This is a genomic window from Nocardia sp. NPDC058480 (assembly GCF_042720495.1).
GTDB lineage: Bacteria > Actinomycetota > Actinomycetes > Mycobacteriales > Mycobacteriaceae > Nocardia.
Window position 1 is genome coordinate 1 of the sequence record NZ_JBHXMN010000013.1, and the last position, 13,107, is coordinate 13,107.

At 64.7% G+C, this 13,107-nt stretch carries 14 protein-coding genes and 1 rRNA gene; all 15 read right to left on the reverse strand.

What is annotated here, in order from left to right; all coding sequences use genetic code 11:
* A 16S ribosomal RNA gene (locus ACFWO8_RS25330) occupies positions 1-87 on the reverse strand; the annotation flags it as partial.
* Positions 88-530: 443 nt separating this feature from the next.
* Positions 531-1,811, reverse strand: a complete 1,281-nt coding sequence (gene murA, locus ACFWO8_RS25335) for a UDP-N-acetylglucosamine 1-carboxyvinyltransferase (RefSeq protein ID WP_378963582.1) — start codon at positions 1,809-1,811, stop codon at positions 531-533.
* Between the two features lie 91 nt (positions 1,812-1,902).
* Complete coding sequence (locus ACFWO8_RS25340) at positions 1,903-2,481, reverse strand: cob(I)yrinic acid a,c-diamide adenosyltransferase (protein WP_378963583.1); 579 nt, start codon at positions 2,479-2,481, stop codon at positions 1,903-1,905.
* Positions 2,478-2,906, reverse strand: coding sequence for a DUF2550 domain-containing protein (locus ACFWO8_RS25345; RefSeq protein ID WP_378963738.1), 429 nt, complete (start codon positions 2,904-2,906; stop codon positions 2,478-2,480). Before ACFWO8_RS25345 ends, ACFWO8_RS25340 begins: the two co-directional genes overlap by 4 nt.
* Positions 2,907-3,092: 186 nt before the next feature.
* Entirely contained in the window at positions 3,093-3,470 is a 378-nt protein-coding gene (locus tag ACFWO8_RS25350) for a F0F1 ATP synthase subunit epsilon (protein WP_378963587.1), read from the reverse strand.
* Between the two features lie 6 nt (positions 3,471-3,476).
* Complete coding sequence (atpD, locus tag ACFWO8_RS25355) at positions 3,477-4,925, reverse strand: F0F1 ATP synthase subunit beta (RefSeq protein WP_378963589.1); 1,449 nt, start codon at positions 4,923-4,925, stop codon at positions 3,477-3,479.
* 25 nt (positions 4,926-4,950) lie between these two features.
* Complete coding sequence (locus ACFWO8_RS25360) at positions 4,951-5,922, reverse strand: F0F1 ATP synthase subunit gamma (protein ID WP_378963590.1); 972 nt, start codon at positions 5,920-5,922, stop codon at positions 4,951-4,953.
* A 58-nt stretch (positions 5,923-5,980) separates the two neighbouring features.
* Complete coding sequence (gene atpA / locus ACFWO8_RS25365) at positions 5,981-7,621, reverse strand: F0F1 ATP synthase subunit alpha (RefSeq protein ID WP_378963591.1); 1,641 nt, start codon at positions 7,619-7,621, stop codon at positions 5,981-5,983.
* Positions 7,622-7,677: 56 nt separating this feature from the next.
* Positions 7,678-8,490 carry a F0F1 ATP synthase subunit delta gene (locus ACFWO8_RS25370; protein ID WP_378963592.1) on the reverse strand — a complete coding sequence of 271 codons (813 nt, stop codon included), beginning with the start codon at positions 8,488-8,490 and terminating at the stop codon, positions 7,678-7,680.
* 19 nt (positions 8,491-8,509) lie between these two features.
* Entirely contained in the window at positions 8,510-9,067 is a 558-nt protein-coding gene (locus ACFWO8_RS25375) for a F0F1 ATP synthase subunit B (protein ID WP_378963593.1), read from the reverse strand.
* A gap of 5 nt (positions 9,068-9,072) precedes the next feature.
* The gene (locus tag ACFWO8_RS25380; RefSeq protein ID WP_056817903.1) at positions 9,073-9,321 is read right to left on the reverse strand and encodes an ATP synthase F0 subunit C; all 249 of its coding nucleotides are present in this window, start codon (positions 9,319-9,321) and stop codon (positions 9,073-9,075) included.
* Between the two features lie 73 nt (positions 9,322-9,394).
* Positions 9,395-10,249, reverse strand: coding sequence for a F0F1 ATP synthase subunit A (gene atpB, locus ACFWO8_RS25385; RefSeq protein WP_378963594.1), 855 nt, complete (start codon positions 10,247-10,249; stop codon positions 9,395-9,397).
* Positions 10,250-10,534: 285 nt separating this feature from the next.
* Entirely contained in the window at positions 10,535-10,993 is a 459-nt protein-coding gene (locus ACFWO8_RS25390; protein ID WP_378963595.1) for a hypothetical protein, read from the reverse strand.
* Positions 10,994-11,021: 28 nt separating this feature from the next.
* Complete coding sequence (locus tag ACFWO8_RS25395) at positions 11,022-12,152, reverse strand: MraY family glycosyltransferase (protein WP_378963596.1); 1,131 nt, start codon at positions 12,150-12,152, stop codon at positions 11,022-11,024.
* Between the two features lie 13 nt (positions 12,153-12,165).
* Positions 12,166-12,831: an L-threonylcarbamoyladenylate synthase gene (locus ACFWO8_RS25400; protein WP_378963598.1), complete on the reverse strand. Its 666-nt coding sequence runs from the start codon at positions 12,829-12,831 to the stop codon at positions 12,166-12,168.
* Positions 12,832-13,107 lie beyond the last annotated feature (276 nt).

The following is a 13,107-nucleotide window of genomic DNA, read 5'->3' on the forward strand; positions in this document are numbered from 1 at the left end:
GTACCCCGAAGGGCCTTACCGCTCGACTTGCATGTGTTAAGCACGCCGCCAGCGTTCGTCCTGAGCCAGGATCAAACTCTCCGTTGAAGACTCTCGAAAACACCCGAAGGTGCAATCAAAATTATCTAACTAGAGTCCGAAAACCTAGCAAAGCCAAACACCAGCAAAAAAATTCGCTGTTGTTTATGTCCAACCTCCCACGACCGGGGGGTACATGAGAAGTTGGAACCAATAATAACTATTGGCACTGACATTCATCGACACACTATTGAGTTCTCAAAGAACACACGCACACACTTCTACCCACAACATCTAGTAGGGGTTTCGGTGAGGCAAGGGTTCAAATTTAGCTCAGACAACCAGCCGGAAGCAAATCCGACCCGAGTTCCTCTGAACACATGATCAGTCAGGCGCTCAACGTCCTACCTCGTGTCTCAACCGCTGGGCGGCTGAGTCGGTGTCCGTGTCGCTCTGACTCGAATAAAGTTACGTGCCGACAAACACGAAGTCAAATCGGCTGGTCAGAGGCCCTATTTTGGCGTATCGACTCGTTCGACCTGTCCCCCGAGCGCCTGCATCTGCTCCACGAACCTCGGGTAGCCGCGGTCGATGTGATAGACGTCGTGGACTTCGGTGACACCATCGGCGACGAGGCCGGCCAGTACCAGGCCCGCACCCGCACGGATGTCGGAAGACCAGACCGGCGCACTCGACAACCGCGGGATCCCACGGACCACCGCATGGTGACCGTCGGTCCGGGCGTCGGAGCCGAGCCGGATCATCTCCTCCACGAAACGGAACCGCGCCTCGAAGACGTTCTCGGTGATCATCGAGGTGCCATCGGCGATGGCGGCCAAGCCGATGGCCATCGGCTGCAGATCGGTGGGGAAGCCGGGGAAGGGCAGCGTCGCGAAGTTCACCGCGCGCGGACGCTCGGCCTGTACGACCCGGAAGCCATTGGGCTCGTAGGAGATTCGCGCGCCGGCCGAGCGGAGCTTGTCCAGCACCAGGGCCAGGTGCTTGGGGTTCACGCCGGTGACCCGGACATCGCCGGTGGTCATCGCGGCGGCGATTCCCCAGGTGGCGGCGACGATACGGTCGCCGATCACCCGGTGCGTGGTGGGCGAGAGGCTCTTCACGCCCTGCACGGTGAGCACCGAGGAACCGGCACCCTCGATCCGCGCACCCATCTGGACGAGCATGGTGCACAGGTCGACGATGTCGGGCTCGCGCGCCGCGTTGTCGATGACCGTTTCCCCTTCGGCGAGGACCGCGGCCATCAGGATGTTCTCGGTGGCGCCGACCGACGGGAAGTCGAGGCGGATCCGCGCACCCTGCAGCTCGTCGGCGCGGGCGACGACGCACCCGTGTTCGATCTCGCTGGTCGCGCCGAGCAGGCGTAGGCCTGCCTGGTGCATATCGAGGGGACGCGAACCGATCGCGTCACCACCGGGTAGCGCCACGACGGCACGTTTGCAGCGCGCCATCAGCGGACCGAGCACACATACCGACGCACGGAACTGGGTCACCGCGGGGAAATCCGCGTGGTACTTGGGTTCGGCGGGGGTATCGATGGTCACCACCGAGTTGTCGCCGCCGACGTCGTCGGAGATCGTCACATCGCAGCCGAGGCCGCGCAGGACCTCCGCCATCAGGGGGACATCGAGGATGTCCGGGCAGTTGGTGATGGTGGTCGTGCCCTCGGCCAGCAACGCGGCAGCCATCAGCTTCAGCACGCTGTTCTTCGCGCCGCCGACCGCGACCTCGCCGACGAGTCGATTGCCGCCGGAGACCAGAAACCGTTCGCTCACCACGCCAGCTTATCGACCGTCACGCGACGACACGCCCCCCTGTCACGAAAGAACAAGAAACCGACCGATTCTCCGCCTCGGAGAGTCGCTTTCAGCGCGGCAGTCCGCCGCCGGGCTGCCACAGCACGTCGCCGGCGGGGTTGGTGGCCCGGCTGAGGATGAACAGCAGGTCCGAGAGTCGATTCAGGTATTTCGCGGGCAGCACGCTGGTGTCGTCGGGGTGAGAATCGACGGCCGCCCACGCGGATCGCTCCGCGCGGCGCACCACGGTGCGCGCTGTGTGCAACAACGCAGCCAACGGCGTGCCGCCGGGCAGAATGAACGAATTCAGCGGTGCCAGACCGTCGTTGAACTCATCGCACCACTTCTCCAGCCGGTCGATATAGGGCCCGGTGATGCGCAGCGGGGGGTACTTCGGTTCGGCGACAACCGGGGTGGACAGATCGGCGCCCGCGTCGAACAGATCGTTCTGGATCTGGAGCAGCACCGTCAGCACCGCGGGTTCGGGCGCTCCGAGGGCAACGGCGACACCCAGCGCGGCATTGGCCTCGTCGCAGTCGGCATACGCGATCAGCCGGGGATCGTTCTTGGCGACGCGGGAGAAATCGCTGAGGCCGGTCGTACCGTCGTCACCCGTGCGGGTGTAGATCCGGGTCAGGTGCACACTCACGACGGGCCTCCACGAGTACGGCGGGCGCGATCGGACGGTCGCGACTCCACCCAGGACAGAAAAGCCGCCATCGAACCGCGGTCGAGCGCTAGCTCGAAACTGTTCTGCGGATCGGTGACGGCTACCACCACGATGTCATCGCTCATGATGTCGAATTCGTCGCCCTGCGGCGCTCGGCGCTCGACGATCTCGAGGCCCTGCCGATGCACCGTCGAGTCGGGACCGAATTTCAGGCTGGTCAGTTTGAAGAAGACGAGGCGATCCTCGTCGTAGCGAATGAGCCCGTGACGCCAGCCTTGGCCGCCGCGCGCGGGCAGTGTGCGAAGTAGCGCGGCCGTGCCCCCGCGGCGCAACATCACCAGGCGATAGGTCGAAGCACCGGCTACGAACACGAGCGTCAGCACCAGAATGATCAGGAGAACCATCCCGGTTTGCAATGCCGTACGCCCTTTCGCTCTTGCCGGTGTCACAAAACCCCCGCTCCCCCATTCAATCACGCCCGCTGGTCGGCGTTCCGGCCGGATCATCTATCCCCAGGAAAAAGGCGGCGCAAACAACTCTGCCGGCGAGGAACCGAAGTTCCTCGCCGGCAGGGCGTCGTACTACTGCGATCAGTCGGTTACGGTCGCTTCGACCGCGCGCACCTGGCCCTGCGCCGCGCGCAGCTCCACTTCGGTGGCGCTCGCGTCGGCCAGCACCTTGCGCGCCGCGTCGACGTCGACCTCGCCCGCGAGGTCCGCGGACTCGGCCAGCACACGCACGGTGTCGGCGGTGACCGAGAAGAAGCCGCCGTGCACCGCGGCGACGATCCGCTCGCCGTCGGTCGACACGATCGAAACCGTGCCGCCCTCGACGAGCTGACCGAGCAGCGGCTCGTGGCCTGCCATGATGCCGATCTGACCTTCGGTGGTCTGCGCGCTGACGAACGAAGCCTGGCCGGACCAGATCTTGCGTTCGACAGCTACGAGATCAACTGTCATCTCCGCCATAGTGGACTACTTCCCGAGGATCTTCTTCGCGGCTGCCTCGACGTCGTCGAGACCACCGCAGGAGTTGAACGCCTGCTCCGGGTAGTGGTCGAACTCGCCCTTGCAGACACGGTCGAAGTCGTCGATGGTCTGCTCCAGCGGAACGACCGAGCCGACCTGGCCGGTGAACTTCTCGGCGACGATGAAGTTCTGACCGAGGAACTTCTCCAGGCGACGGGCGCGACCGACGAGGACCTTGTCCTCTTCGGAGAGCTCGTCCATGCCGAGGATGGCGATGATGTCCTGCAGTTCCTTGTACTTCTGCAGGATCCGCTTGACCTCGTTGGCAACCCGGAAGTGGCGCTCGCCGACGATCGAAGCCTCGAGGATACGAGAGGTCGAGGTCAGCGGGTCGACGGCCGGGTAGATGCCCTTCTGCGAGATCGGGCGCGAAAGCTCGGTCGTCGCATCCAGGTGGGCGAAGGTGGTCGCCGGCGCCGGGTCGGTGTAGTCGTCGGCGGGGACGTAGATCGCCTGCAGCGAGGTGATCGAGCGACCCTTGGTCGAGGTGATGCGCTCCTGGAGCTGACCCATCTCGTCCGCCAGCGTCGGCTGGTAACCCACGGCCGAAGGCATGCGACCCAGCAGGGTCGAGACCTCGGAACCGGCCTGGGTGAAACGGAAGATGTTGTCGATGAAGAGCAGCACGTCCTGGTGCTGGACATCGCGGAAGTACTCCGCCATGGTCAGCGCCGACAGGGCCACGCGCATACGCGTGCCCGGCGGCTCATCCATCTGGCCGAAGACGAGGGCGGTGTCCGGAAGGACGCCCATCTCTTCCATTTCCAGACGGAGGTCGGTGCCCTCACGAGTACGCTCACCGACGCCCGCGAACACCGAGGTGCCCGAGAACTCGCGAGCGATACGGGTGATCATCTCCTGGATCAGCACGGTCTTGCCGACACCGGCACCACCGAACAGACCGATCTTGCCGCCCTTGACGTACGGGGTCAGCAGGTCGATGACCTTGACGCCGGTCTCGAGGATCTCGGTCTTGCCCTCGAGCTGGTCGAAGCTCGGCGGCTGACGGTGGATGCCCCACTGCTCGCCATCGCGGCCGAGGCCGGGAGTGTCGAGGCAGTCACCGAGGGCGTTGAACACGTGGCCCTTGACGATGTCGCCGACAGGCACCGAGATCGGCTTGCCGGTGTCGGTGACGCTCGCGCCACGGACCAGGCCGTCGGTCGGCTGCATCGAGATGGTGCGCACGATGTTGTCGCCGAGGTGCTGAGCGACCTCGAGGGTGAGGGTCTTGGCCACCGACGCGAGCTCGATGTCGGAGTTCAGAGCGTTGAACAGCTCGGGGATGGCGCCACGCGGGAACTCGACGTCCACGACGGGGCCGATGACACGGACGACGCGTCCAGCGGTTTCGCCCGCCTTCTTCGCGTTGTCCTGAGTGACAGCTGCGGTCATTAGATTGGTTCTCTTCCTGCGCTACTTAGTCGCGGTCCGAGCTCGACGCCAGCGCATTGACGCCGCCGACGATTTCGCTGATTTCCTGCGTGATCTGGGCCTGACGCACCGAGTTCGCCTCGCGCTGGAGCACATTGGCCAGCTCGTTGGCGTTATCGGTCGCCGCCTTCATTGCGGTGCGCCGAGCCGCGGACTCGGATGCCGCTGCCTCGAGCAACGATGCGTAGATACGCGTGTTGATGTACTTGGGCAGCAGCGCCCCGAGCAGTACATCGGCGTCCGGCTCGAACTCGTACTGTGCCGTGGCCACCGCGTTCGGCGAGTCCGACATCATGTCATCGCCGAGCTCGTAGTTCTCGTCGACGTAGCTGACCTGGATCGGCGCCAGGCGGCGCACCTCCGGGTTCTGGGTCAGCATCGACACGAACTTGGTGTACACGATGTGCAGCTCGTCGACACCCTCGATGGTTCCGGTGCCGTCGAGCGAGGTGACCTCGCTGTCGGAGCCGGCCATGAAGGCCTCGACCAGGTGCTGGCACGCGGACGACGCATCGGTGTACTTGGGCTGCTGGGAGAAGCCTGCCCACGATGCCTGGAACGGACGGTTACGGAACTTGTAGTACGTGATGCCCTTACTGCCCATCACGTACAGAACGGGTTCCTTGCCGCCGCCACGCAGCGAGGTCATGAGCTCCTCGGCACGCTTGAGCACGTTCGAGTTGTAGCCACCGCACATACCGCTGTCACTGGTGATCACCAGGACAGCGGCCCGACGAGCGTTGGGACGCTCGGTCAGCAGCGGGTGCGACAGGTTCTTCGAAGCGCTCGCCAGTTCGCCGAGGACCTTGGTGATCTCCTCGGCGTACGGCTTGGCAGCCGCAACCCTGGCCTGGGCCTTGGAAATTCGCGAGGTCGCGATCAGTTCCTGAGCCTTGGTGATCTTCTTGATCGAATTCACACCACGAATGCGGGAGCGCAATTCGCGCAAACTTGCCACTAGCGGTTCACACTCCCTTCATTCGCCAGATCGGAAATTGCCGACATCATGACCCGGCTTACTTGTCGACGTGCTTGCGAGTGACCGACAGCGACTCGACCTCTTCGTGGTCCAGCTCGCCTGCGGCAGCCTCGTTCACGATGCGCTTGCCATCCGAATCGAGGAAGCCCTGCTTGAACTTGTCGGTCTCGGCCTTGATCGCGTCGGCGGCCTCGCCGGCAAGCGGCTTCTTGCCACCCTCGAGCGCGTCGAACGAGCTCTGGGTCGCACCGTGCAGGTACTCGAGCAGCTCGGCGGTGAAGCGACGCACGTCGGCGACGGGCACCGACTCGTAGTAGCCGGCGTCGACCAGGAAGATCGAGACGACCTGATCCTCGACCGAGACCGGGGAGTACTGGTCCTGCTTGAGCAGCTCGACCCAGCGGGCACCACGCTCGAGCTGCGCCAGCGACGCGGCATCGAGGTCGGAGGCGAAGGCGGAGAACGCCTCCAGCTCGCGGTACTGCGCCATTTCCAGACGCAGCGAACCGGCGACCTTCTTCATGGCCTTGGTCTGCGCGGCGCCACCGACACGGGAGACCGAGGTACCGACGTTGATCGCCGGGCGGACGCCCTTGTTGAACAGGTCGGACTCGAGGAAGACCTGACCGTCGGTGATGGAGATGACGTTGGTCGGGATGAACGCCGAGACGTCGTTGGCCTTGGTCTCGATGATCGGCAGACCGGTCATCGAGCCGGCGCCCATCTCGTCGGACAGCTTCGCGCAACGCTCCAGCAGACGGGAGTGCAGGTAGAAGACGTCACCGGGGTACGCCTCGCGGCCCGGCGGACGACGCAGCAGCAGCGAGATGGCGCGGTACGCCTCGGCCTGCTTGGTCAGGTCGTCGAACACGATGAGGACGTGCTTGCCCTGGTACATCCAGTGCTGGCCGATGGCCGAACCGGTGTACGGAGCCAGCCACTTGAAGCCGGCGGAGTCGGACGCGGGGGCCGCGACGATGGTGGTGTACTCCATCGCGCCGTGCTCCTCGAGCGCGGTCTTGACGCCCGCGATGGTGGAGCCCTTCTGGCCGATCGCGACGTAGATGCAGCGAACCTGCTTGTCGGCGTCGCCGGTCTCCCAGTTCGCCTTCTGGTTCAGGATCGCGTCGATCGCGACGGCGGTCTTGCCCGTCTTGCGGTCGCCGATGATCAGCTGACGCTGGCCGCGGCCGATGGCGGTCAGCGCGTCGATCGCGGTGATACCGGTGGCGAGCGGCTCTTCGACCGGCTGACGCTCCAGCACGGACGCGGCCTGCAGCTCCAGCACGCGGCGCTCGTCGGACTCGATCTCGCCCAGGCCGTCGATCGGCTGGCCGAGCGGGTTGACGACGCGACCGAGGAACTTGTCACCCACGGGGACGGAGAGCACGTCGCCGGTGCGGCGGACCTGCTGGCCCTCTTCCAGCGAGGCGTACTCGCCGAGGATGACGGCACCGATCTCGGTGTCCTCGAGGTTCAGCGCAACGCCGAGGACCCCGCCGGGGAACTCGAGCAGCTCGTTGGCCATCGCCGAAGGCAGACCGCTGACGTGCGCGATGCCGTCGCCGGTGTCGGTCACGAGGCCGACTTCTTCGATGGAGGTTTCCGGGGTGTAGCTCTGGGTGTAGCTCTCGATCGCGCTACGGATCTCGTCGGAGGAGATCGTCAGCTCCGCCATGTTGTTCCTGCTCTCGCTGTGGTCTCGAATGTCGGGGGTTGGAGTTGAGCCGTTCGTCAGGACAGTGCCCGACGCAGCTTCTCCAGTCGGCCGGTGGCGCTGCCGTCGATCACGTCGTCTCCGACGCGGACGACGACGCCGCTCAGCAGCGTCGGGTCGACCTGCACGTGCACGGTGACCGCCTTGCCGTAGATCCGCTGCAGGGAAGCCGACAGCTTCTCCTTCTGCTGATCGTTCAGCTCGACCGCCGAGTGCGCGTGGGCGACGATCTGGTCACGACGGGCCGCCGCCAGATCGGACAGGGCGTCGAAGGCGACGCCGATGTTGTTGGCCCGCAGTCGGGTCACCGCCTGCTCGGCCAGCGCCAGGGTGACCGGCTCGGCCTTGCCGGTGAGCAGTCGCTCGATCAGTTCGCGCCGCGCCGAGGCGGGCTTGCCGTGATCGGAGAGTGCCTGCTCCAGCTGCGGGTTGTCGGCGACGATGCGTCCGAGCCGGAACAGCTCGTCCTCCACCGCGTCCTGACGGCCACCGACGGCGGCCGACTCCAGCAGAGCCTCCTGCCCGAGCAGCACCAGGGTGTCGACCAGATCGCGGGTGCGTGACCAGTTCTGCGCCACCGCGGTGGTCAGCACTGCCTGCGTGGCAGCGCTGACCTTGCCGCCGAAGACCCGCTCACTGAGATCAGCGCGCGCCGAACCCGGAACCGCGGCGTCCGCGAGCGCCACACGCAGCGAACGCTGGTCGTCCAGCACGGCGACAACGGCGAACAGTTCCGACCCCGTTGTGGCCGCAACAGTTTCGCTTCCGGTCAGAGCGACCCGAAGCGCCTCGCGAGACCGGGTACTGGCCTCGCGGCTCGCTGCGTACATGCTTCTCACTTTCGCGTCGCTACCTTCCGACCCCGATGGCGTTGGTGTCGTCGAGTTCGCTGAGGAACTTGTCGATCGACGCCGCCTGCTTGGCTTCGTCCGAAACAGACTGACCGATGATCTTCTCGGCCAGGTCGACGGCCGTACGGCCGACCTCGGAACGCAGCTCCGTCAGGATCTGCTGGCGCTGGGCTTCCAGCTGGGAGTGACCGGCGGCGACGATACGGTCGCTTTCGGCCTGGGCATCCGTGCGCATCTGCGCGAGGATCTGTGCGCCCTGGGTGCGTGCTTCCTCACGGATGCGCGCGGCCTCGAGCCGGGCGTCGGCCAGCTGCTGCTGATACTGCTCCAGCGTCTGCTGTGCTTCGACCTGGGCTGCTTCGGCCCGGGCGATACCGCCTTCGATCTTGTCTGTGCGGTCTTCGAGTGTCTTGGTCACACGCGGGATCACGTATTTCCAGAAGAGCACGCCGATGATGACGACGCAGACGATCGACCAGACGATGTCGTACGTTTCGGGGACGAGAGGATTCACTTCCTCTCCGCCTCCGGCAGCGAGCGTGATGATGTCGCGCATCGGAATCAGAAGATGAAGCCGGCGACGAGGCCGATCAGCGCCAGGGCCTCGGTGAACGCGATACCGAGGAACATGGTGGTACGGATCTGGCCGGACAGCTCGGGCTGACGAGCGATGCCCTCGATGGCCTTACCGACGACGATACCCACGCCGATGCCGGGGCCGATCGCGGCCAGACCGTAGCCGATGGCGCCGAAGCCCTTGAAGGTGCTCTCGGTGGTCGCGGCTTCCTGGGCCAGGTAAGCGAGGCTCATGAATCTTTCCCTTTCTGTTGCTCACCCGCCGGTCGGCGCGTGTAGCAGGTTTCCGGTAGTTGGTTCAGTCAGGTCAGTGGTCGGCGGCGTGCTGGGCCTCGCCGATGTACACGGCGGCCAGCAGTGCGAATACGTAGGCCTGCAGCGCGATGACCAGCAGCTCGAACAGCGTGAAGCCGATGCCTGCCAGCAGCGAGAACGGCGAGAAGACCTTCATCCACGCGGTGGCGTCGAACAGGAAGAACCAGGTCGCGCTGAAGAACAGCACCAGCATGATGTGGCCGGCCAGCATGTTGGCCATGAGTCGGACGGTCAGCGTGAACGGGCGCAGGATGAAGGTCGAGATGAACTCGATCGGGATCAGCAGCACGTGCAGCGCGATGGGCACATCGGGAACGACGATGCTGTGCCGGATGTAGGAGAAGAACCCGTACTTCCGGATGCCGACGAAGTTGTAGGTGATGTAGACGATCGCGGCCAAGACCAGCGGCATGCCGATGCGCGCATTGGACGAGATGTTCAAACCTGGAATCACACCGGAGAAGTTCAGGAAGAGAACCGTGAAGAAGATCGTCGCCAAGAGCGGGAGGAACTTCTTACCGTTTTCCTTACCGAGTACTTCGTCGGCGATCTGCTCCTTGACGAAAACCACACCGGCTTCCATCACGTTCTGCAGGCCGCGCGGCACGATCTTCGGCGAGCGGAAAGCCAGCAGGAACACGATCACCACAACGGCGGTCATCAACAGGCGGACCAGCATCAGACGATCGAGTTCGAACGGCGTACCCTCGAACAGCACTGCTGGAGGGAAGAAGTCGGACAGCGATGGCGCGTGGAACTCGCCCGCCGCCAAAGTGATGACGCTCAGCGTTCTCTCCCGTGTTCGGGCCGCGGGTACGACGGTCATTCCCGCGGTTCGATCGGACATTGACGATCAATGGGGTCGACTCTGGTCGGCTCGAAATTCGACAGCCGCTCGTACGGTGTAACGCGCACTGCTTCTGTTCGGGCGTCGGCGACATCGTCGACATGCTTCAACCGGGCACATTCCACCCGGATCGGCAGTAAGCATAGCGGCACCGGGTGGGATCGTTATGATCCCCCCTGGTAACTCGAGGCAATGCCCCGAGTTGGTCGGGCCGAGCCTCTAGCTTGGGTGCTTGCTTACCAACACTTTACCAAGCTATCTACGACAGTGTGTAGCTGGGTGGGATTATTCCTGCTCGGAAGCCGTTTCGCTGTCTCCCGCGCGTGTCGTAACGTACGGAACCTTCTGGCTCACAACGCCGTACGTCTCGGCACCCAGAACGATCAGCAGGGCTCCTACCACTGTAAAGAACAGCGCGGGCCTGCTGTAGAAGTCGAATTGGTTGAGCACGAGGATCACCAGCAGCGCCACCAGCATCTTGCCGACCCAGCTGACCAGCATGACCGCGCCCGCCATCGTCGGCGGCAGCTTGGCACCGAGCAGCACCGCGACGACCGTGGTGAGGATGAACCCACCACCGATCGCGGCGCCGAACAACGCGCCCCACAGACCGGGCATCCCGGCCACCGCGGAGGCGATCGCCACGGAGACGACCACGAGCACGCCGAGCCCGATCAGGCCGTAGCGCAGCGCGGCGCGCAGGGGGGCGTCAGGGCTTGGCACGGTTTTGGGTGTAAAGCTCACGGCCCGAACTTTACCTTGCACGACGAACTCAGTGCTGCGTCGACTCTGTTCTGCGCACGGACGGGATCGCGGTCACTACCAGCGCGAACACCAATCCACCTGCCACCAGCAAGACAACGAGGCGTCTATCCATCAATGAAGTTCCCACCGCGCCGAACGCGAGTACGCCGACCCATAAATAGATCAGCAAGACCACGCGCCGGTGCGAATGTCCGATCTGGAGCAATCGGTGGTGAAGATGCATTTTGTCCGGTGTGGAGAAACTCACGCCGGCGCGCACCCGGCGCACGATCGCCAGCAACAGGTCGAGCACCGGAATGAACATCACCGCGCCGACCAGCAACAGCGGTGACAGCAAACCCACAATGTCGCGCGGGCCGTAACCCTGTAGCGGAATTCGGCCGGAGGCGCCGGTGGATACCGCGGCCAAGATCAAACCGATCATCATCGAGCCGGTATCGCCCATGAATATTCGGGCAGGCGAGAAATTGTGCGGCAGAAATCCGAGGCAGGCGCCCGCCAGTGCGGCGGCCAGCAACGCGGGCGGATAGGTGTCGACCGAGCCGCCCTGGTCGTAGAGCAAACCGATGGAGAACACGAAAACCGCGCTCGCGCAGATCAAGCCGAGGCCGGCGGCCAACCCGTCGAGTCCGTCGACGAAGTTCATCGCATTCACCAGGGTGACGGTGATCCCGACGGTGACAAGCCCGCCCTGCAATTGGTCGAGCACGACGGTGGTGCCGTTGAACGGGTTGTAGATCACGTACCAGCCGAGGCCCATCATGGCCATCGCGCCCGCCGCGGTGATCTGGCCGACGAATTTGGTGAGCGCGTCCAGGCCCCACCGGTCGTCGATGATGCCGACCAGCACGATGATCGTGGCGGCGACCAGCACCGCCGGAATATCGGGGGTGTAGTCGAAACCTCTTCGCAGCGCGGGCAGCTGGTGTGCGAACAGCACGGCGGCGACGACACCGAAATAGATGCCGAGTCCGCCCATCCGCGGGATCGGCTTCACGTGCACGTCGCGCTCACGTGGCACCGCCACCGCGCCGAACGCGATGGCGAGAACCCGGACACCACCGGTAGCCAGGAAGGTCACCGTGGCCGAGACGAGCAGCACGAGCAGTAGCTCGCGCAGGGGAACGACTGAGCTCATCAGTGGCGTGCGATCACCGCTGCGCGGAGCTGATCAGGGCTTCCGGCACCATCCCGAGCACCTCCGCGATATCGGCCACCGGCACAGCACCCTCCCGCAACACCCGCGGCTGGTCCGCGGTGAGGTCGACGATCGTCGAGGCGACGGCGTGCTCGGCCGGACCACCGTCGAGATACACACTCGCCAGCGACCCCAACTGCTCACGCGCTTGCGCGGCGGTGGTCGCGGGCGGCTGCCCCGACACATTGGCGCTCGATACCGCCAGCGGGCCGACCTCACGCAACAATTCGAGCGCCACCGGATGCAACGGCATCCGCAACATCACCGTGCCACGGGTATCCCCGAGATCCCACGCGAGCGAAGGCGCTGCCTGCACAACAAGACTCAGCGCACCGGGCCAGAACGCGCGAATCAGGTCCCTGGCCTGCGGCCGCACCGAGAAAACCAGTCCATCGATCGTGTGCCACGACCCGACGAGCACCGGCACCGGCATATCCCGCCCGCGCCGCTTGGCGGCCAGCAGATCGCTCACCGCCGCGGAATCGAACGCGTCGGCGGCGAGTCCGTAGAGCGTGTCGGTAGGCATCACGACCAACCGACCGGACTTCAACGCGCTGGTCGCCGCGGTAATGCCCGCCGCACGCGAATCAGCTTCAGCGCAGTCATAGACGGTACTCACCCTGTTCCGCCTCTCCGAGTATTTAGCCGGTCTTAGGTGCGGCAAGAGTGTAGCTCTCGGGCCGACGGTCGAATGTAGGGGGACTTTCCCGCCTCTGGCGCGCCTGTTGGCCAGACCTAGGCGCGAGACGATTCACGTTGGCGGCCAGACGATGGTCGGGGCTGGGTCGGCCCGTACCCGGTGAGTTACCCATGTCGGTGCGAGATCAGCTAGCTCGATAGATGCTCGAAGTGTGCTGAGCGCCACGGCAACTGTTCGACCATGGGGTTCGATCGC

Bases quoted from the DNA above. Each gene is read 5' to 3' on its own strand.
- ACFWO8_RS25345 (WP_378963738.1), bottom strand. From the start codon at position 2,906: ATGGTTCTCCTGATCATTCTGGTGCTGACGCTCGTGTTCGTAGCCGGT.
- ACFWO8_RS25350 (WP_378963587.1), bottom strand. From the start codon at position 3,470: ATGGCGGAGATGACAGTTGATCTCGTAGCTGTCGAACGCAAGATCTGG.
- atpD (WP_378963589.1), bottom strand. From the start codon at position 4,925: ATGACCGCAGCTGTCACTCAGGACAACGCGAAGAAGGCGGGCGAAACC.
- atpA (WP_378963591.1), bottom strand. From the start codon at position 7,621: ATGGCGGAGCTGACGATCTCCTCCGACGAGATCCGTAGCGCGATCGAG.
- ACFWO8_RS25370 (WP_378963592.1), bottom strand. From the start codon at position 8,490: ATGTACGCAGCGAGCCGCGAGGCCAGTACCCGGTCTCGCGAGGCGCTT.
- ACFWO8_RS25375 (WP_378963593.1), bottom strand. From the start codon at position 9,067: ATGCGCGACATCATCACGCTCGCTGCCGGAGGCGGAGAGGAAGTGAAT.
- ACFWO8_RS25380 (WP_056817903.1), bottom strand. From the start codon at position 9,321: ATGAGCCTCGCTTACCTGGCCCAGGAAGCCGCGACCACCGAGAGCACC.
- atpB (WP_378963594.1), bottom strand. From the start codon at position 10,249: ATGTCCGATCGAACCGCGGGAATGACCGTCGTACCCGCGGCCCGAACA.
- ACFWO8_RS25395 (WP_378963596.1), bottom strand. From the start codon at position 12,152: ATGAGCTCAGTCGTTCCCCTGCGCGAGCTACTGCTCGTGCTGCTCGTC.